The sequence below is a fragment of the Rhodococcus sp. HNM0569 genome, assembly GCF_012726205.1.
GTDB lineage: Bacteria > Actinomycetota > Actinomycetes > Mycobacteriales > Mycobacteriaceae > Rhodococcus_F.
Window position 1 is genome coordinate 17,606 of record NZ_JAASAE010000004.1, and the last position, 18,477, is coordinate 36,082.

At 68.6% G+C, this 18,477-nt stretch carries 22 protein-coding genes; 12 read left to right on the forward strand and 10 right to left on the reverse strand.

What is annotated here, in order from left to right:
- Complete coding sequence (locus tag HCA44_RS06975) at positions 1-1,374, forward strand: rhodanese-like domain-containing protein (RefSeq protein ID WP_169647829.1); 1,374 nt, start codon at positions 1-3, stop codon at positions 1,372-1,374.
- Between the two features lie 30 nt (positions 1,375-1,404).
- Positions 1,405-2,154 (forward strand): sulfite exporter TauE/SafE family protein, encoded by a 750-nt coding sequence (locus HCA44_RS06980; RefSeq protein WP_169647830.1) that lies wholly within the window; start codon positions 1,405-1,407, stop codon positions 2,152-2,154.
- 103 nt (positions 2,155-2,257) lie between these two features.
- Here the strand turns inward: HCA44_RS06980 and HCA44_RS06985 are convergent, their stop codons facing one another.
- On the reverse strand, positions 2,258-3,031 hold the full coding sequence (locus HCA44_RS06985; protein WP_169647831.1) for an IclR family transcriptional regulator: 774 nt from the start codon (positions 3,029-3,031) through the stop codon (positions 2,258-2,260).
- A 235-nt stretch (positions 3,032-3,266) separates the two neighbouring features.
- On the opposite strand from HCA44_RS06985, the gene HCA44_RS06990 reads away from it, so the two are divergent.
- The 3 genes from HCA44_RS06990 (at position 3,267) to HCA44_RS07000 (ending at position 5,245) form a co-directional block, all read left to right on the forward strand.
- Positions 3,267-4,028, forward strand: a complete 762-nt coding sequence (locus HCA44_RS06990; RefSeq protein WP_169647832.1) for a CoA transferase subunit A — start codon at positions 3,267-3,269, stop codon at positions 4,026-4,028.
- On the forward strand, positions 4,025-4,663 hold the full coding sequence (locus tag HCA44_RS06995; RefSeq protein ID WP_169647833.1) for a 3-oxoacid CoA-transferase subunit B: 639 nt from the start codon (positions 4,025-4,027) through the stop codon (positions 4,661-4,663). The genes HCA44_RS06990 and HCA44_RS06995 overlap by 4 nt, the downstream gene beginning before the upstream one ends.
- Before the next feature lie 87 nt (positions 4,664-4,750).
- The gene (locus HCA44_RS07000; protein WP_169647834.1) at positions 4,751-5,245 is read left to right on the forward strand and encodes an SRPBCC family protein; all 495 of its coding nucleotides are present in this window, start codon (positions 4,751-4,753) and stop codon (positions 5,243-5,245) included.
- Between the two features lie 100 nt (positions 5,246-5,345).
- On the opposite strand, the gene HCA44_RS07005 is transcribed toward HCA44_RS07000, so the two are convergent.
- A complete protein-coding gene (locus tag HCA44_RS07005) occupies positions 5,346-5,771 on the reverse strand; it encodes an Rrf2 family transcriptional regulator (RefSeq protein ID WP_169647835.1) in 426 nt (141 codons plus the stop codon).
- 189 nt (positions 5,772-5,960) lie between these two features.
- On the opposite strand from HCA44_RS07005, the gene HCA44_RS07010 reads away from it, so the two are divergent.
- The 4 genes from HCA44_RS07010 to HCA44_RS07025 all read left to right on the forward strand — a co-directional run bounded on the left by HCA44_RS07010 (position 5,961) and on the right by HCA44_RS07025 (position 9,518).
- Complete coding sequence (locus HCA44_RS07010) at positions 5,961-6,848, forward strand: universal stress protein (RefSeq protein WP_169647836.1); 888 nt, start codon at positions 5,961-5,963, stop codon at positions 6,846-6,848.
- Positions 6,849-6,907: 59 nt separating this feature from the next.
- Entirely contained in the window at positions 6,908-7,948 is a 1,041-nt protein-coding gene (locus HCA44_RS07015; protein WP_169648084.1) for an LLM class F420-dependent oxidoreductase, read from the forward strand.
- A 37-nt stretch (positions 7,949-7,985) separates the two neighbouring features.
- Positions 7,986-8,873, forward strand: a complete 888-nt coding sequence (locus HCA44_RS07020; protein ID WP_169647837.1) for a universal stress protein — start codon at positions 7,986-7,988, stop codon at positions 8,871-8,873.
- Positions 8,874-8,981: 108 nt separating this feature from the next.
- Complete coding sequence (locus HCA44_RS07025) at positions 8,982-9,518, forward strand: hypothetical protein (RefSeq protein WP_169647838.1); 537 nt, start codon at positions 8,982-8,984, stop codon at positions 9,516-9,518.
- 13 nt (positions 9,519-9,531) lie between these two features.
- Here the strand turns inward: HCA44_RS07025 and HCA44_RS07030 are convergent, their stop codons facing one another.
- Both HCA44_RS07030 and HCA44_RS07035 read right to left on the reverse strand, forming a co-directional pair.
- On the reverse strand, positions 9,532-9,765 hold the full coding sequence (locus HCA44_RS07030) for a hypothetical protein (protein ID WP_169647839.1): 234 nt from the start codon (positions 9,763-9,765) through the stop codon (positions 9,532-9,534).
- A complete protein-coding gene (locus HCA44_RS07035; RefSeq protein ID WP_169647840.1) occupies positions 9,762-10,712 on the reverse strand; it encodes an acyl-ACP desaturase in 951 nt (316 codons plus the stop codon). The genes HCA44_RS07030 and HCA44_RS07035 overlap by 4 nt, the downstream gene beginning before the upstream one ends.
- Before the next feature lie 164 nt (positions 10,713-10,876).
- On the opposite strand from HCA44_RS07035, the gene HCA44_RS07040 reads away from it, so the two are divergent.
- A complete protein-coding gene (locus HCA44_RS07040; protein ID WP_169647841.1) occupies positions 10,877-11,548 on the forward strand; it encodes a response regulator transcription factor in 672 nt (223 codons plus the stop codon).
- A gap of 30 nt (positions 11,549-11,578) precedes the next feature.
- Here the strand turns inward: HCA44_RS07040 and HCA44_RS07045 are convergent, their stop codons facing one another.
- Positions 11,579-13,192, reverse strand: coding sequence for a GAF domain-containing protein (locus HCA44_RS07045; protein ID WP_240945360.1), 1,614 nt, complete (start codon positions 13,190-13,192; stop codon positions 11,579-11,581).
- Between the two features lie 192 nt (positions 13,193-13,384).
- Between HCA44_RS07045 and HCA44_RS07050 the strand changes: the two genes are divergently transcribed.
- Entirely contained in the window at positions 13,385-13,984 is a 600-nt protein-coding gene (locus tag HCA44_RS07050; protein ID WP_346764621.1) for a Tat pathway signal protein, read from the forward strand.
- Between the two features lie 55 nt (positions 13,985-14,039).
- Here HCA44_RS07050 and HCA44_RS07055 read toward each other — a convergent pair whose 3' ends face one another.
- Genes HCA44_RS07055 through HCA44_RS07075 form a run of 5 tightly spaced genes read right to left on the reverse strand, consistent with a single transcriptional unit; the run spans position 14,040 to position 17,634 of the window.
- Entirely contained in the window at positions 14,040-15,119 is a 1,080-nt protein-coding gene (locus HCA44_RS07055; RefSeq protein WP_346764622.1) for a tellurite resistance/C4-dicarboxylate transporter family protein, read from the reverse strand.
- Complete coding sequence (locus HCA44_RS07060) at positions 15,116-15,442, reverse strand: cupin domain-containing protein (RefSeq protein WP_169647844.1); 327 nt, start codon at positions 15,440-15,442, stop codon at positions 15,116-15,118. Before HCA44_RS07060 ends, HCA44_RS07055 begins: the two co-directional genes overlap by 4 nt.
- Positions 15,443-15,472: 30 nt before the next feature.
- Complete coding sequence (locus HCA44_RS07065) at positions 15,473-16,282, reverse strand: aminoglycoside adenylyltransferase domain-containing protein (RefSeq protein WP_169647845.1); 810 nt, start codon at positions 16,280-16,282, stop codon at positions 15,473-15,475.
- 30 nt (positions 16,283-16,312) lie between these two features.
- Positions 16,313-16,804, reverse strand: a complete 492-nt coding sequence (locus HCA44_RS07070; RefSeq protein WP_169647846.1) for a dihydrofolate reductase — start codon at positions 16,802-16,804, stop codon at positions 16,313-16,315.
- Entirely contained in the window at positions 16,804-17,634 is an 831-nt protein-coding gene (locus HCA44_RS07075; protein WP_346764623.1) for a thymidylate synthase, read from the reverse strand. The genes HCA44_RS07070 and HCA44_RS07075 overlap by 1 nt, the downstream gene beginning before the upstream one ends.
- 87 nt (positions 17,635-17,721) lie before the next feature.
- Between HCA44_RS07075 and cobF the strand changes: the two genes are divergently transcribed.
- Entirely contained in the window at positions 17,722-18,465 is a 744-nt protein-coding gene (cobF, locus tag HCA44_RS07080; RefSeq protein ID WP_169647848.1) for a precorrin-6A synthase (deacetylating), read from the forward strand.
- Positions 18,466-18,477 lie beyond the last annotated feature (12 nt).

Genomic DNA, 18,477 nt, shown 5'->3' on the forward strand with positions numbered 1-18,477 from the left:
GTGATCGTCCAGCAGTACTACCTCGATTGCCTGTCCCACGCCTCCTACCTCGTGGCCGACGAGACCACCGGCCAAGCCGTGATCGTGGATCCGCGCCGCGACATCGACGACTATCTCGCCGACGCGCGGGCCGCCGGGGTGTCGATCGTCGGCGTCATCAACACGCACGTCCATGCGGACTTCGTCGCGGGAAACCTGGAGCTGGCCGCGGCGACCGGCGCCTGGATCGGCTTCGGGGAGCGGGCCGTTATCGACCATCGGATCCGCCCCCTCGCACATGGTGAACACCTGCGGCTCGGCGAAGTGGACCTCGAGATCATCTCCACGCCCGGCCACACTTGGGAGTCGATCAGCATCGTGATCCGTGAGCACGCCGACAGCGACCCCGACGCGGTGTGCACCGGCGACGCGATGTTTGTCGGCGATGTCGGGCGCCCCGATCTCGCCTCCGCCGCCCCGAACGAGACCGAAACGCTTGCACGCGCTCAATTCTCGTCGATACACCGGCTGCTGGCGCTTCCCGACGACACCAGGGTGCTCCCCGCGCACGGTGCAGGGTCGTCGTGCGGGAAGAACCTGTCGGCCGAACTGTCCTCCACCATCGGGGAGCAGCGTCGCACCAACTATGCGGCGCAGCCGATGAGCGAGGCCGAGTTCGTGGCCCTCATCACCGATGGGCAGCCGCCCGCACCCGCCTACTTCGCCGTGGACGCTCGGCTGAACCGGCAGGTGCGCGCGCTGTACGACTCCTCGGCGCTGTTGTCCGAGCTCACGGCGGCGCAACTTCGCGCCGTTCTCGAGGACGGGACCACCTGTGTGATCGACACGCGCGGCCCGGACGAATTCGCCGAGGCCCACCTGTCGGGCAGTGTGAACATCGGGCTCGACGGCCGATTCGCCGAAACCGCCGGGATGTTAGTGCCCCACGACGTCCCGGTCGTGGTGCTGACCGTCGGAGGTCGCGGACGCGAGGCCGTCACCCGGCTCGGCCGGATCGGCATCGACCGGGTTGTGGGCCACCACGACCTGTCCACCGGGATCGACGAGGCGTTGCGTCCGCTGACGCGGACCGCCAGCCGGCTGCACGCCGACGAACTACGGTCCCGGCCGAACCTCGTGGTGCTCGACGTACGTAATCCCGGTGAGCGCGAAAGCGGCGCGATCGACGGATCGGTCCACATCCCGTTGCCGCAGCTCGCTGCGCGACACGACGAACTCCACAGCGGTGCAGACGTTGTCGTCTACTGCGCGGGTGGGTGGCGGTCCAGCGTAGCCGCCAGCTTCCTCAGAGCGTCCGGGCATGACCGGGTGCGTGACCTCGAGGGCGGATTCTCGGAGTGGCTCGCCACCGCCGTCGCGACAGCCGGGCGCTGACGTGCCCGCGCACCAAGAGGAGCTGAGTCCGTGGCAGTCTCAGTGACGCTGGCCGCAGGCGCAGTCATAGGGCTCCTGCTGGGACTGCTGGGGGCGGGCGGGTCGATCATCGCGGTGCCGGTGCTCACCTTGGCTGCGGGTCTTCCTGTGCGAGAGGCCATCGCGACGGCGCTGGTGGTGGTGCTCTGCTCGTCGCTCAGTGCGGTGATACCCAGACTGCGGTCTGGCGTTCGGTGGTCTACCGCCGCGATCATGATAGCGGCGGGCGCGCCGTGCACCGCCGCCGGCGCAACCCTCGGACGCGGCTTCGACGAGCAGGCCCTCGCCTTCGGCTTCGTCGGGGTTGCCGCGCTTGCCGTCTTCTTCCTGCTCCGCGCACCCAACGGTACCGCGACGAGAGCGGACGCAGGAGGGCTCGGCCGATTGGCCCGCACCATCCTGGCGGGGGCGATCGTCGGTACCCTGACCGGGCTTCTCGGAGTGGGGGGCGGGTTCCTCATCGTGCCCGCGCTCACCCTTCTGCTCGGACTCCCGATGACCGTTGCGATCGGGACGTCGCTCGTCGTCATCGGCGCCAACGCACTGACTGGGCTGGTAGCGCAGCTGTCGACCGTCTCGCTGGACTGGATGCTCACCGGGGCCTTCGCCGCGACGACAATGGCTACCGCGGCAATTGCGTCCAGGTCTGGGATGGATGTTCCTGAGCGCGCGCTGCGCCGGGCGTTCGGCTCGCTGGTGCTGGCGGTGTCGACTTTGATGCTGCTTGCGGCCTTCCGGTGATGCACCCTACTCGCGATTCAGATGACGACCCGTCCGATTCCAGGGTTCCTGAAAGTCCGAAATCCACGCGGTCGCGACATGCGCCCCGGGGGAGGTGGAGCTGTCAGCGGTGGTGCCCGCGGACGGCTCGGGTGAGGAGATGGGATTGTTCGAGGAGTAGTCGGCCCAGCTCGGGGCGCCGGTGTTCGGCGAAGCGGGTCTCGACACCGGTGAGGCTCAGTGCCCACTCGGGCTCGTCGCGCTCGTTGAACACCGCGGCACCCATGCCCCAGCTGCCCTCGACCAGCAGCGCGGGGTTGACACAGTACCCGCTGTCGCGGGTGGCCGCGATCCGCTCTTCGATGCCCGTGCGAGAGTGTTCGGGGCCCCAGCGATCGACCAGGTCGACGCGTCCGAGGTACTCGTCGATCTCGCGTTCGGGCAGGTGCGACAGGATCGCGAGACCCGCCGACGCGACTCCGAGCGGGAGTCGTATGCCGACGTGCAGCACGTGTGACCGGAGCGGGAAGCTGCCTTCTTCGCTTGCCAGGCAGACGGTTTCGTCGGCGCGACGTCGCGACAGGAATGCGCTCTCGCCGGTTCTGCGGGAGAGATCGCGCAACAGTGGCCGGGCCAGCGACGTGATGTCGTAGCGAGCCGCGGCGAGCGACCCCAGCAGGTACAGCTCGGGGCCGAGCAGCCACCGGCCGGACTTGTGGTCGCGGTCGACGAGCCCTTCCTCGGACATCGATTCGAGTAGTCGATGGACTGTGGGCCGCGCCAGCGACGTCTCGCGTGCCAGTTGGGTGGTGGTCGAGCCGTCCTGCTCGCCGTCGGCGATCGCGCGCAGCAGTGCTGCGGCTCTCCCGAGGACGGTGCAGTGCGGTGGTGCGGCCATGCGGACGATCATACGGCAGCGTCCGCTGAGTGGACGCGGGGGAGTGGGTCGTCCGTTGAGTGAGCAATTCCGCGCCCATCGCAGTACCGCTCTTGCAGCGGACGTCGTTGTTCGGTGTCCTGGCCTACAGGCGTGAGCAGGGTTCCGACTGTGAGCGCCTCGAATCGTCCACACAGTGGACGTTGCGGAGTGGACGCTGCGACGTGCAGCGGAGTCGAGAGAAGGATGCGTGCGGATGGGAACATCGGTGTGCGAAACACCCGAGGCCGCGGTTGCGGACATCGGGTCGGGGGCGACGCTCGCGGTGGGCGGGTTCGGGTTGTGCGGCATCCCGGACGCGTTGATCGCGGCGATCGCGGAGCGTGACGTGTCGGGATTCGAGGTGTTCTCGAACAACTGCGGCGTCGACGACTACGGATTGGGAATCCTGTTGTCGGCCGGTCGGATCGCGCGGGTCACGGCGTCGTACGTGGGCGAGAACAAGGAGTTCGCGCGCCAGTACCTGGCGGGTGAACTCGAGGTGGAGCTGACGCCCCAGGGCACCTTGTCCGAGCGCCTTCGAGCTGGTGGCGCCGGGATCCCCGCGTTCTACACGCCCGCGGGTGTCGGAACCCCGATCAGCGACGGCGGGCTGCCCTGGCGCTATGCGCCGGACGGGTCCGTCGCGGTGGCGTCGCCGCCCAAGGAGGTGCGTGAGTTCGGCGGGCGCCGGTACGTCCTCGAAGAGGGCATCGTCGCCGACTACGCGCTCGTGCACGCGGCCGTCGGCGACACCGAGGGAAATCTGGTCTTCGAGAAGTCGGCCCTCAACTTCAATCCCCTCGCCGCGATGGCCGGACGCGTCACGATCGCGCAGGTCGAGAAGCTCGTCGAGCCCGGTGAGCTGGATCCCGCACAGGTGCACCTGCCGGGCGTCTTCGTCCAGCGGATCGTGCATACGGGAGCGCAGGACAAGCGGATCGAGAAGCGCACGGTGCGTCGGGAGGTGGCGGCATGAGCTGGTCGCGGGAACAGATGGCGGCACGGGCGGCAGCGGAGTTGCAGCCCGGTGAGTACGTGAACCTCGGGATCGGGTTGCCGACGCTGATCCCGAACCACCTGCCCGACGGCGTGCGAGTGGTGCTGCACAGCGAGAACGGCATCCTGGGAACGGGACCGTACCCTGCCGAGGAGGCAGTGGACGCGGACCTGATCAATGCAGGCAAGGAGACTGTCACCGTGAACGCGGGGGCGTCGTTCTTCGATTCCGCGTTGTCGTTCGGCATGATTCGCGGCGGACACATCGATACGGCTGTGCTCGGCGGCATGCAGGTCTCCCGCACGGGCGACCTCGCCAACTGGATGGTGCCCGGCAAGATGGTCAAGGGCATGGGTGGCGCAATGGATCTCGTGCACGGCGCCCGCAAGGTCGTCGTGCTCATGGAGCACACCGCGCGCGACGGTTCGCCGAAGATCGTCGAGGCGTGCACGCTGCCCCTCACCGGCCAGGGCGTCGTGCAGCGGGTGATCACCGATCTCGCGGTGCTCGACCTCGAGGACGGACGGGTGGTGTTGCGCGAGACGGCGGCCGATGTGAGCGTCGACGAGGTTCTCGCCGCGACCGGTACCGAGGTCGAGGTCGCCCTCGTCTGACCTTGTGAGCACTGTGCGAGTCCGGAGACTCGCACAGTGCTCACGGCCTCGCCGAGCGGCAACGCCGGCATCTGCGAGACTGCGGCAATGACCGCACGGGACAGCGCAGACGCCCTCACCTACTCCGAATCCGTCTACGTCGAGTGCGCCCCCGGCCCGCTGTACGACCTGGTCGCCGACGTCACCAGGACCGGCGAGTGGAGCCCCGTCTGCACAGCCTGCTGGTGGGACGAGGGTGACGGTGCACGAGTCGGTGCGTGGTTCACCGGACGCAACGAGACTCCGGACCGCACGTGGGAGACGCGTTCGCAGGTCGCCGTCGCCGAGCCCGGACAGGAGTTCGCATTCGTGGTCGGTGGCTCGCTGGTGCGGTGGGGATACACGCTCGAGCCGAGGGACTCCGGCACGGTGCTCACCGAGTCGTGGCACCTCCTGCCCGACGGGCTCGCGTTTTTCGACGAGCGGTTCGGCGACGACGCGCCTGCCCAGGTGCGCGACCGCACCGAAGCGGCACACGCGGGCATTCCCGCGACGCTCGCCGCGATCAAGAGGATCGCCGAGGTGGAGTTCGGTCAGGCTTGATAGGGTCCTGCCGCTCCCCGAGTGCAACTGCCGCACCGGCGATTGCGGGCCGCGGCAGTGAGGAACCGGGAGCGGCAGCAGATCACGCGCAGCGCGAGGTTCAGACGGCGAGTGGAATGACCTGGGCCCGGTTGGGGACCAGGTCGGCCACCGTGATCGTGTCGAGCGAGCTGTAGAGCGCGAGCTGCGCGGCCCGCATGCCCACCTGGAGTCGCTGCGCCACGGTCTCGGGGGCGCGGTCCGGGCACGACGGCAGGAGTTCGTCGTCGCCTTCCAGATGCCGGACGAGCCAGCCCAGCGGCGCAGCGCGGCCGTCGTCGGTGATCATCAGACCTCCGCGCCTGCCGCGGCGTGCGTCGACCGCACCGATCTCGCCGAGACGCGTGATGACCTTCGCGACATGTGCGTACGACGCCGCGAGCTCGTCCGAGATGGTGCGGGTGTCGATACGACCGTCGTCGGCGTCCTGGGCCGCGAGGCGGGCCATCACGCGAAGCCCGAGATGAGTGAAGTGCGTGAACTGCATGCGCTTGAAAATACAACCGACGGGGCCGATCGCGAGGAACTGTGACCAACCTGTCTTCATTGCTTTGACCAGCGGATACATGGAGATGTCCGGGTAGGGCCTAAAGTCCCGAACCGCAGGGATTTCAGGCCCGGAATCGGGGTCGCCGGAACCCGCGCGAGCTCGCACGACGCTGGGTACTGTGAGGACATGACGTCATCGGAGCGCACCAACCTCATCGCCGTCGGCGCCGACGGCTCCGCCAGTTCGACGGCCGCGGTGGCGTTCGCCGCCGAGATGGCCGGACGGCGCGGCGCGGATCTGCAGATCGTCCACAGTCTCGACTTCGCGCCGTACGGCTTCGGCGGCCCCTACATGGATGCCGGCGGCGTGTACGAGTGGGTCGAGGAAGGTGGCAAGAAGATCCTCGCCGACGCCGAGAAGACCGCGCACGACGTCGCGCCGTCGATCACGGTACAGACGGATCTGTCCATCGGCAGCAGCGCGCAGTGGCTCGTCGACCTGTCCGAGACCGTCCGGTGGGTCGTGATCGGTGCGTCCGGTGCGGGCAAGGCCGCGACCGCATTGTTGTTGGGCAACACCGCGATCAGTGTCACCGCGCACGCGAAGTGCCCGGTCGTGGTGGTGCGGGGCGAGGCGCGCGACAGTGGCCCGGTCGTCGTCGGTGTGGACGGCAGCGAGACCAGCAAGCGCGCCGTGGCGTGTGCATTCGAGGAAGCGTCCTTCCGTGCGGCTCCGCTCGTCGCGGTTCACGTGTGGAGCGATCTCGGGCCCGGGCTGCTCGAAGACCCGCGCGCTGCCGAGCTGCTCCCGAAGAGTCTCGAGGAGGAGGAGCGCGTCGTGCTCGCCGAGTCGCTCGCCGGGTACCAGGAGCAGTACCCCGACGTCGCCGTCGAGCGTCACGTGTACGTCGACAATCCACGGGCCCGGCTCGTCGAATGGTCGAAGCAGGCACAGCTCGTGGTGGTCGGCAGCCGCGGCCGCGGTGGCTTCCGCGGCATGCTGCTCGGCTCGACGAGCAACACCCTCGCCGCCGAGTCGCACAGCCCGGTCATGGTCGTGCGCCCCGCGGAGTGAGCCTGTTCACCGGGCCGTAGTGTGCGGGTGTCAGAGCATTGCCAGGAATGGGGTACGACATGCGCATCGGCATGGGATTGAACTACAGCGGCGGGTTCGCCGAGACGGCCGAGGAGGTGAGTGACCTCGAACGCGCGGGGCTCGACATCGCGTTCGTTCCGGAGGCGTACTCGTTCGACGCGGTGAGCCAGCTCGGGTACCTCGCCGCGAAGACGTCCACCATCGAGTTGGCATCGGGCATCTTCCAGATCTACACGCGCACCCCGAGCCTCACCGCGATGACGGCCGCCGGCCTCGACTTCGTGTCGGGCGGACGATTCGTGATGGGTCTCGGCGCGTCCGGTCCGCAGGTGATCGAGGGCTTCCACGGCGTCAAGTACGACGCGCCCATCGGCCGCACGCGCGAAGTGATCGAGATCTGCCGTCAGGTGTGGCGCCGCGAGAAGGTCGTCCACGACGGCAAGTACTACCAGATTCCGCTGCCCGCGGATCAGGGTACGGGCCTGGGCAAGCCGCTCAAGCTCATCAACCACCCTGTGCGCGAACGCATCCCCGTCGTCATCGCGTCGCTCGGTCCCAAGAACGTCGCGATGACTGCCGAGATCGCCGAGGGCTGGGAGCCCATCTTCTACTACCCGGAGAAGGCTGCCGACGTGTGGGGCGAGTCCCTCGCGAAGGGCAAGGCCAAGCGCGATCCGTCACTCGGTGAACTCGACATCTACGCCGGCCCCGCGCTCGCGATCGGCGACGACGTCGACCACATGCTCGACTGGGTGCGGCCCACGCTCGCGCTGTACATCGGCGGCATGGGCGCGAAGGGCAAGAACTTCTACAACGACCTCGCGGTGCGCTACGGCTACGAGAAGGAAGCGGCCCTCATCCAGGACCTCTACCTCGACGGCAAGAAGCAGGAAGCCGCCGCGGCCGTGCCGGACGATCTGGTGCGTTCGGTGTCGCTGATCGGCCCCGAAAGCTATGTCGCCGAGCGCGTCGCGGCCTTCGCCGAGTCGGGAGTCACTACGCTGAACGTGGCTCCGCTCGCGGGCGACCGTGCAGGTCGGGTCGCGTTGATCGAGAAGCTCCGCAACATCTGCGGCTGACGCCGTCGCACGCCGGCGGCAGGAGGGAGAAGCGATCATGGTGGGCGCGAAACCCGTTGTGGTGGCGGTCGACGGATCGGAGGCCGCGTCCACGGCGGTCGTGTGGGCTGCCCGCACGGCGTCGCTCGCGAAACTCCCACTGCGCATCGTCACCGTCACGCACGTGCCGGCGTTCTACTACTCCGAGCCCTATCTCGCGGACAGCTTCCGCGAAGAGCTCGAGTCGACGGCTCGCGCGCGTCTCGAGAGCGCCGCGGTGCTCGCGCGCGAGTCCGTCGACGGCCCGCTCGAGGTCGTCACGGATCGACTGCAGGGCAGGGTCACCCAGACCCTCATCGACGTGTCCGAGCACGCGTCGGTGCTCGCGCTCGGCCCGCGCGGACACGGCGAGTTCACCGGCCTGATCGTCGGCTCGGTGTCGTCCGCGCTCGCGACGCACTCGCAGTGCCCCGTCGCGATCGTGCGTGGCCGCACGCTCGACGGCGCGCCGCCCAACATGGGCCCGGTCGTCGTCGGCGTCGACGGCTCCGAACACAGCGAGGCCGCCCTGGACGCCGCATTCGCGCAGGCGTCGATCCGCAATGCGCCGCTCGTCGCGGTCAACGTGTGGAGCGACGTCACGGTGCAGCCCTCGCTCGGCGCCACCCCCGAGGATCCGCAGTGGAGCAACATCCAGGCGGGCGAGGAGGCCGTACTCGCGGAAAGGCTCGCCGGGCACGTCGACCAGTACCCCGAGGTGATCGTCGAACGCGTCGTCGCGCGGGACCGGCCGGTGCGTGTGCTCAGCGAGTACGCCGAAGCCGCGCAGCTGATCGTCGTCGGCAGCCGGGGCCGTGGCGGCTTCCGAGGCATGCTGCTCGGCTCCACCAGCAATGCGCTGCTGCACACCGCCGACTGCCCGGTCATGATCGTGCGGCCGCTCTGACCGATCCTTCCACCGGCGAGACGGTTTCCTCCGAAACCGTCTCGCCGGTTTCTTTTCGTCGGTACCGTCACCCGTCAGGTAGCGCTCCCACCTGACCGGAGGACCCCGATGCGGAAACTTCTCCCCACCTTGACACGCGGCCTCGTCGCGCTCGCCGCCACCGGCGCACTCGTCGCCGCAGGAGCCGGTACCGCGGCCGCCCAGGAAATCGAACCACTGGCTGAGCCATTCAGTTTCAATGTCACCGCTGACGGGACGACGATCAACTACACCGCGACCGGTGTTCCGTACATTTTTCTTCTTGGCCACTGCGCAACGACGCTCATCGATGCGGTCAAGGCTGCGCCGATAGTTGGCCCCGCAGTGGTGCAGACGATGAGTGACGAGTCTGTCAATTACCTGGAGTTGATCGCCGACCTCAGGGAGGCCGATGCCATTGTCGACGCACAGGTCAAGAGCACGCCGCGAGACGGTGTCGTCACGGGCGCGTTCACCGATGTTCCTGTTGGCGCCTATGCGGTGGGGACGATCTGCAACGCAAATCCCGACCTGGTCGGTATAGGTGGAGCAATCGTGATCGGCGACATCCTGCCCCCCGGCATCTCCACCGGTTCGGTCGAGGATGCGATCGGTGGGGGAGCGTAACCCTACCTATGCATCACCCGAAGCTGTCGATGCCTTCGGTGCGAAGACGATGCCATGCGTCCGCGGGGTGTTCTCCGCGGCGCACGGCTTCGTTCTCGACGAGCAGGCCGAGCAGCATCGACGACAGGTAGGCGGAGTCGTCTGCACTGCGGGTGCGGCAGCGCGCCTGCATCCACGCCGACGAATCCTCGTGCCGGGCAGCCTCGGCCATGTCGAGGACACAGCGGAAGAACTCGTCTTCGGTCATGCGGTCGCCTCCTGTTCGGCGCGTCGCGCGTCGCGGACGAGGGCACGGTCACGTGCTTCCTCGAATGTGACGGCCTTGTCGGCGAGATCGTCGAGGAACAGTGCGATCTCGTCGCGGTGCCGTTCGCCCTCGGGTCCGAAGTCGGTGCGCTCGAAGAACTTCCACTTGCGCAGGACCGGCTGCACGACCTCGTCGAGGTGCTGGCGCAGGTCGTAGATGCCGCCCTTCGCGATCAGTACGGCATTGCGGCGGAAGTTCGCCATGCCCGCGCCGGGCATCTGGAAGTGGGTGAGCACCTTGCAGATCGCGGCCGCGGCCTGATCGGGCGCGACGTCGAGCGCGGCCTCGACGATGTTGCGGTAGAACATCATGTGCAGGTTCTCGTCGGCCGCGACGCGCGCCAGCATCCGGTCGGCGATCGGGTCACCGCACGCTTTGCCGGTGTTGCGGTGCGACACTCGCGTCGCGAGTTCCTGGAAGGTCACGTACGACACGGAGTCGAGCATCCCGTTGTCGCCGGGGTCGAAGCCGGCGGTCATGTGATCCATGCGGGCACGTTCGAGCGCGACGGGGTCGACTCCGCGGGTGACGACGAGATAGTCGCGCATCACGACGGAGTGCTTGTTCTCCTCGGCGGTCCACCGGCCCACCCACGTGCCCCACGCGCCGTCGCGTGAGAAGTGTTGCGCGATCTCCCGGTGGTACGACGGCAGGTTGTCCTCGGTGAGCAGGTTGGTGATCATCGCGGCCTTCGCGGTGTCGGACAGCGCGGACTGCTCCGGATCCCAGTCGACACCGCCGAGTGCGGCGAAGTTGCGGCCGTCGTCCCACGGCACGTAATCGTGCGGATGCCATTCCTTCGCCATCGACAGGTGTCGGTCGACCTCGCGTGCGGCCACTCCTTCGAGTTCCGTCAACAGTTCGCGGTCGGTCAATGTGCGCTTCACAGTGCATGCTCCGTTCCGTGTTCCTCGCTCGCCGAGCTTTCGCCACGGGCGCGAGAGCGAAAAGGGCCGAAGGTCCCGCCGCGGGGCCTGGAAGGGCCCTCGTGGGGTACCCCGCGCCGCGCGTAGCGTGGTGGGAAGTAGCCGGCACCAGGTAGAGGACACGAATGACCACGTCACGCGACGAAGACCGGGCCACCGCACGCACCCGCGTCTTCCTGGTCGACGACCACGAGATCGTGCGACGCGGGCTCACCGACCTGCTCGCGAGCGCGCCCGACCTCGAAGTCGTGGGAGAGGCCGCGTCGGCTCGCGAAGCGCTCGTGCGCATCCCGACGCTCGCGGTCGACGTCGCGGTGCTCGACGTCCGGTTGCCCGACGGCAGTGGTGTCGAACTGTGCCGCGAACTGCGTGCGGCGTGCCCCGAACTGCGGTGCCTCATGCTCACGTCGTTCGCCGACGACGAGGCACTGCTCGACGCGATCATGGCGGGCGCGTCGGGGTTCGTGCTCAAGCAGATCCTGGGCACCGACCTGATGTCCGCGGTGCGCACCGTCGGCGAGGGCGGCTCGCTGCTCGACAGCAAGACCACGACGGCGCTCATGAACCGCATCCGCGCAGAGCGCAGTGTGAGCCCGATCGCCGACCTGTCGGACCAGGAACGGGCGGTGTTCGATCTGATCGGTGAGGGTCTCACCAACCGTGAGATCGCGGAGCGGCTCTTCCTCGCGGAGAAGACGATCAAGAACTACGTGTCGCGGCTGCTCTCGAAGCTCGGCATGCAGCGGCGCACGCAGGCCGCGGTGCTCGCGGCGGAGCTGCGCAGCCGCGGTATCTGACCGGCCGTCGCCGGGATCCGGGTAGGCGGTTCAGGGTTCGAGTGGCACGCGCCACGACACCACCGTGCCGTCGTCGTCGCCCGGACGGGCCTCGAACGATCCGCCGTTGAGCGCCGCGCGCCGCGCGAGATTGTCGAGGCCGCTGCGCCTGCCCCCGTCCGGTAGCCCGACTCCGTCGTCGGTGACGACGATCGTGAACTCGTCGGGGTCGACCGTCGCGACGATGTCGATGCGGTGCGCGCGGGCGTGCCGTAGCGCATTGCTGAGTGCTTCCCGCACAACCGCTTCCGCGTGGTCGTGCAGACGCGCGGGCACGAGTGTGTCGAGGGCGCCCGAGAACTGCACATTGGGGGCGACCGGCGACAGGGACGTCATGTCGGACACGACGTCGAGCAGCCGTCGCCGCAGGCTGCCCGAGCTGTCGGTGCCCGCGGTCTGGAGATCGAAGATCGTGGTGCGGATCTCGCGGACCGTGCGGTCGAGTTGCCGCACCGTCTCCTCGGTGACCTCCCGCGGGCGGCCCCGCAGCGAGGCGTCCGCGAGCAGACTCTGCAGGCTCATGCCGGACGCGAAGAGCCGCTGGATGACGTTGTCGTGCAGGTCACGTCCGATGCGATCGCGGTCCGCGAGCACCGACAGCAGGCGCTGTTTGCGCTGTTGGTCCGCGAACTGCAGTGCGACGGCCGCGAGGTCGGCGACGGATTCGATCCGCAAGGCCACCTCGGGATCCGGTGCGTGGTCGGCCGCCACGACGAGCACACCGGTGACGCCCGACGACGTCGTCAACGGGAACACGGCGGCGTGCTCGGCGGGCGCGGCGAGCGGTGCGAGGTCGGCATCGGTGAGCGTCATCGTGGCGTGCGTGAACTGCACGTCCGCGAACGCGCTCTCGCGCCACTCGAACGTGCCGTGCAGCGGGGGGTGGGTGGAGGCGACGCACGTCACCACGTCGGGACCGTCCGACGCGAGCAGGTACACATCACGGCAGGACGCGAGGTCGCGCACCTGGTGCACGAGCTCGTGCAGGTTCCGCTCGAGCGGGTCGCCCGCGAGGAGACGCGCCGTGAGATGCGCGGTGGAGCGCATCCACTGCTCGCGTGTGCGGGACTCCTCGAACAGCCGCGCGTTCTCGATCGCGATGCCCGCGGACGTCGCGAGGGCGCGCACGATCGACTCGTCCGCGCGCGTGAACGTTCCGCCGTCGCGCTTCTCGGTGAGGTAGATGCTGCCGAACACCTGGCCGCGCATCATGATCGGAACCCCGAGGAAGCTGCGCATCGGCGGATGGCCGGGTGGGAAGCCGATCGACGCGGGATGTTCGTGCAGGTTCTCGAGCCGCACCGGCTGCGGGTGATCGATGAGCAGGCCCAGTATCCCGCGGCCCTCGGGCAGGTGACCCATCAGCGCGCGATCGGTCTCGGAGATGCCCTCGTACACGAACTCCGAGAGCCCGCCGGCCGGTGCGCGGACACCGAGGGCGCCGTATCGGCAGTCGAGCAGGGACGTCGCGGCCTGCACGATGCGCTGGAGCGTGGAGTCGAGCTCGAGGCCCGTGCCGACCACCTGGGTGGCCTCGAGCAGGCGCTGGAGCCGGTGTGCGTCCGTCACCAGCTCGGCGAGACTGTCGGCGACGTCCACGAACATGGGATGCATGGTATGCCGCTTCGTGGTGACCGTGTCGCGATCGTAACGCCTGTCACGTTCGTCCCGATATGTGCGCGAACCCGTACGAAGTCCATTCGTCGGGACGATCCCACGAGGAGAAGAACTTTGAGGACATCACGGACGCGGTCGCACCGCTGGAGCCGCCGCATCGCCGGTGGATTGACGGCCGCCGTGGCTGCCACGCTCATGCTCTCCGGTCCCGTCTCGGCGGCACCCGACACCGACCCCGCCTTCGACACCGACGCAGCCGTCGCGCAGTTGCGCGATGCCGCCGAGGGCGACGCGGCGGCCACCGAGGCCGTCGAGCGTCTCGCGAAGTCGCCGCGCGACGTGGTCGACGTCGCGGACGCCGAGAAGGTGCTTCCGCCCACCAACATTCCGGTCCAGCTGTTTCAGGTGCCCGCGTACTCGGACACCGGTCAGGGCGGCCCGGTGCTCGGCCAGCTGTACGGCACGGGCGTCGCGACCAACACCAACAACGAGTTCCGCTTCGGGTTCTTCGGCGGCCCGGGCCAGATCTCGCGCAACCAGGACGGCGTCGGCCTGAGCGTCGTGTACGTCAACCTCACCAACGGCACCAGCGGCATCCTGCCGGTCAACGAGCGCGAGCGGGTTCTGCCCACCGTCATCTCGTCGGCTCCCGTGCCGGGTGCACACCACGGCGACACGATCGTCGGCGCCATCTACGGCAACCTGCGCCACGATCTGCCGAAGGAGCAGACCGTCGTGAGCACCGTGTGGTGGCCGAGCCTGGGTCTCGTGCTCGGCTGATCTTTCTCGACTGCGCCCCGTCCACGCGCATCGTGCATGGACGGGGCGTTGTGCGTCACGGGCGCGCGCCGCGCTCAGTTGTTGTCGCCTCGACCGGGCCCCGCGAGCGGGGGACGAGCATACCGGCGAACACGACCAGCCACACCGCGACCGAGAACCACAGCTCGACCGCCCCGACCGCGCCGACCACACCGAGCCCCTCAGCCATGTGCAAGGTGAGCGACGCGACGGCGTACATGCCGAGCGGGAACACCATGCTCCACAATCCGGGTTCGTAGCGAAGCGGATCGCGATGCACGACATGTCGCCACCAGCCCGCCGCGAGGAGCGGCGGAAACAGCCACGTCGCGAATGCCCACAGCACGGCGGACACGCCCCCGGCGAGACCGCCCATCAGTGCGGTCGTCGGAGTGTCGGTCATCATCGCGATACGTGATCCAGCGAGCACCGTGATCGCCGCGGCCCCCATCGCGACCCAGTACGCGGGTGTGAGCCCTTCCGGCGTGATCGGATACAGCAGCAGTCGTGCCACGACGAAGACACCAGCGACCACATACAGCACGACACCTACCGACCAGGAGAACAGTGCCAGCAGTGCGAGCGCCCGGTGCGCGAAAACGGGTTCCAGCGTCGCCGCCGACACCGCGATCGACTGGCTCGCTACGACCCACACGAACCAGGTGCCGTTCGCGCGGGCCAGCGCAGGGCGTTCGGCGGAACCGAGAACCGCGGTCCATGGCACCAGATATCCGAGAACCAGCCACGACGCCGTCGCGACGAGCAGCAACACCAACGCGACCCGAGGTAGCTCAGCCATCGCGCAGCGCACCCCCAACACATTGGTGGCTGCGACGAACGTGAAGAAGCCGAAACCGCGCGAGGGATCGTGCAGGTCGTCGGCCATAGCGGCTCGGTGGCTGGCGACGCGCCACACGGTACCGATCGTCAGGACCCCGTATGCACCCGTGGCGAGCGCGAAGAATGCATCGGACACCGCGCCGAATCCGCGCACATACATTCCGACGGAGATGATTCCGCTCGCCATCACCAGCGCGAAATATCCGGGGTCCAAGTGCTCGACACCGTCGCGTACCCGCGCGAGCGACCGTGTGGTCGGCGAGACCACGTCACTCACATGGCGACGGTGAGCAGGAAGACGACGTCGTCGAGGGCTTCGACACTGTGCCTCGTGTCGGGGATCGCGAGGAAGTCGCCTGCCGACCCTTTCCACACGTCGTCGCCCGCGATCAGATTGAGCGTGCCCTCGAGTACGACGAGCGTTGCTTCGCCGGGGCTTTCGTGTTCGCGCATGTATTCGCCGGACTGCAACGCGACGAGGGTCTGGCGCAACGACCGCTGGTGACCGCCGTACACGGTCGCGGAGCTGCGTCCGCTGGACGAGGCCGTCGCCAGCTTCAGCTGTTGGCGGGCCAACGCGGTGAGCGACTTCTTCTCCATGCCAGTGAGTATGACCCGCGCCACGCCGGGTCAGGGCAGGTCTGGCGAATCCGGTGCGGTAATCGTGCCGTCGCCCAGCCGGATGATCTCGTCCACGAGGGTCTGCGCCAGAGCGTGCGCGTGCGGTGCGGCGGGCGGCTCCTCCCGGGCGAATCCGAGGTAGGCGGCGCGGGCGCGGTGCAGTAATGCCCGCTCGTGCCCGCTCCGTCGTGACGCGACGGCCTGCGCCGCGACGTCCTTCGACACGATCGCGCCGGACTCGAGCGTGACGAGGATGCGGCACAGTGTCAGGAGCACGTTGCGTGTGTCCTCGGCGATCTCGTCGACGAGACGAGGAACCTGTTGGAGCGACGCCTGCCGGAGGACCTCTGCGGACACCGGTGGGACGATCTCGGCGAGCCGGGGACCTTCGAGGGTTCGGGAACGGTGCAGGGCAGTGGCGAGCAGGAGCGCGACGTCGGGATCGTCGGCAGGCTCGGGCAGTACGCCGCCCAGCAGGGCGTCCCGCAGCCACTCGCCGTACTGGAAGTCGCGGCGGGGACGCGCCGTCATCGGTGAGAGTTCACCCAGCACGAGGAACGTCACGTCGAGTGGGCGACGGCTCGCCGCGTCGGGGAACCGGTCTGCGTGGCCTCGCCACCCGGAATTGTCCAGGAGGACCTGCACGAGCCCGGTGCGCTCGGCCGAGTCGAGCGAGCGGCGGGTGACGACGAGAAGGTCGACATCGCTGTCGGGCCGTAGACCGCCGCTCACCGCCGACCCGTACAGATAGATGCCGACGACGCCACCGGGGTCGTGGCGGTCCAGGTGCGCGAGTACCGGCGCAGGCAGCTCGTCCATCGTCGTCCGGGCCAGGGCGTCCTGAGCCGGTCAGGCGCGGTGGTAGTGCGCGATGCGGTAGCGGGTGCCGCCGTGAGCGGACTCTCGCCATCCGTCGTCGCTCGCGAGGGACCAGTCGGCGGTGAGGGGCGGCGCGTACACGTCGCCGTCGACGTCGAGATCGACGTGTGTCACGACGAGGCGTGTCGCGTGCTCCATCGCGGCCGCGTACACCTGGCCACCGCCCATGACGCACACGTCGCCCTCGCACAGTGCGAGCGCCGCGGCGACCGAGTCTGCCGTCTCGGCGCCGTCGATCGTGTCGGGCGCCGACGTGACCACGATGTTGCGGCGACCGGGCAGCGGACGCACGCTCGGCGGAAGCGACTCCCATGTGCGGCGGCCCATCACGACGGGCAGGCCCATCGTGACGTTCTTGAAATGCGCCATGTCCTCCGGCACGCGCCACGGAATCGTGTTGTCGCGGCCGAGGACGCCACCGTTCGCCTGCGCCCACACGAGCGTGACGGACCGTTCGGGCATCACACCGCCACCGGAGCCTTGATGGCGGGGTGATGACGGTAGCCGACGATCTCGATGTCCTCGAAGGTGTAGTCGAACAGCGAGTCGGCCTTGCGCAACGCCAGCGTCGGATACGGGTACGGCTCGCGGGTGAGCTGCTCGCGCACCTGCTCGACGTGGTTGTCGTAGATGTGGCAGTCGCCGCCGGTCCACACGAAATCGCCCACCTCGAGTCCGGCCTGCTGCGCCACCATGTGCGTGAGTAGTGCGTAGCTCGCGATGTTGAACGGCACGCCGAGGAAGAGGTCGGCGCTGCGCTGGTAGAGCTGGCACGACAGCTTGCCGTCGGCCACGTAGAACTGGAAGAACGCATGGCACGGCGCGAGCGCCATGTGCGGGATGTCGGCCACATTCCACGACGACACGATGATGCGGCGTGAATCGGGATCGGTGCGGAGCGTCTCGAGGACCTGGCTGATCTGGTCGACGTGCTCGCCCGACGGGGTGGGCCAGCTGCGCCACTGTGCGCCGTAGACGGGTCCGAGGTCGCCGTTCGCGTCGGCCCACTCGTCCCAGATGCTGACGCCGTGTTCCTGCAGCCACCGCACGTTCGAGTCGCCGCGCAGGAACCACAGCAGCTCGTACACGATCGACTTGAGGTGCACCTTCTTGGTGGTGATCAGCGGAAACCCGGCCGTCAGGTCGAACCGCATCTGGTGACCGAAGACGCTGCGGGTGCCCGTGCCGGTGCGGTCGGCCTTGGGGGTGCCGGTCTCGAGGACGAGCCGCAGCAGGTCCTCGTAGGGCGTCGGCACGGTAGTCGGCGGGGTCGGCTGGTGTGCGTCGGTCACGCCCGCCAGTCTAGGCGCGCCGTCCCTTGTGAGCGTTTTCGGCGTGCGGGGACTCGTCGAGTGCGCACGGGGGATAAGTTCGCCGGTATGCATGAGCTGCTGGTGATCGGTATCGGTGCGGGCGACCCCGACCACGTGACGGTGCAGGCGATCAAGGCCATGAACCGGGCCGACGTGTTCTTCGTCATCGGCAAGGGCGCCGAGAAGCAGGAGCTCGTCGATCTGCGCACCCGCATCCTCGCCGAGCACGTGACCGGCGACCACCGCATCGTCGAGATCACGGACCCGCCGCGCGATCGCACCCCGAGCGACTACGAGGGCGTCGTCGACGACTGGCACGAGCGCCGCGCCGCCGTCTTCGAAGAGCAGTTCGCGCAGGCCGACGGCGTCGGCGCGATCCTCGTGTGGGGTGATCCGTCCCTCTACGACAGCACATTGCGCATCGTCGAGCGCGTCCTCGCGCGTGGCGTCGTGCGCTTCGACTACTCGGTGATCCCCGGGATCACGAGCGTGCAGACGCTCGCGGCGCAGCACCGCATCGTGCTCAACCGCATCGGCGAGCCCGTGCACGTCACCACCGGCCGCCGCCTCGCAGCCGACCCGGACGTCACCGACGACACCGTCGTGATGCTCGACGCGCACACCACCTTCACCCAGGTGCCGGGCGACGACGTCGACATCTGGTGGGGTGCGTACCTCGGCACGGCCGACGAGACGCTCGTCGCAGGAAACCTGCGCGCGGTCGAGGAAGACATCGTCCGCACGCGTGCCGAACTGCGCGAGCGCCACGGCTGGATCATGGACACCTATCTGCTGCGCCGCACCCGCTGACCGATCGCCCGC